The sequence below is a fragment of the Streptomyces sp. GbtcB6 genome, from assembly GCF_019091475.1.
Taxonomy (GTDB): Bacteria; Actinomycetota; Actinomycetes; order Streptomycetales; family Streptomycetaceae; genus Streptomyces; species Streptomyces hyaluromycini.
In genome coordinates this window covers 1-230 of sequence record NZ_JAGXJL010000541.1, presented here as the reverse complement: position 1 = coordinate 230, position 230 = coordinate 1, and the positions used below count along the sequence as shown (strand labels likewise).

Annotated in this window: 1 pseudogene; it reads left to right on the top strand. The window is 67.0% G+C overall.

From position 1 onward, the window contains the following. Positions 1–211 (top strand): annotated as a pseudogene (locus tag KVT45_RS55915) (acyl-CoA thioesterase II); the annotation flags it as partial. Between the last annotated feature and the right edge of the window lie 19 nt (positions 212–230).

The window sequence follows — 230 nt, the reverse complement described above, 5'->3', positions numbered from 1 at the left end:
GGTCACCGCTGAGCAGCAGGGCCGCACGATCTTCAATCTGACGTCCTCCTTCCACAAGCCTGACGTGGGAGCTTTCGAGCACCAGCTGCAGCCCTTTCGCGAGGTGCCGCACCCGGAGTGGCTGCCGACGCTCGCCGAGGAGATGCGCAAGCTTCTGGGCGAGCAGCCCGAGCAGCTGGAGCGGATGGCGCGCCGGCAGCCCTTGGACAACTGATACGTGGACCGGCTGC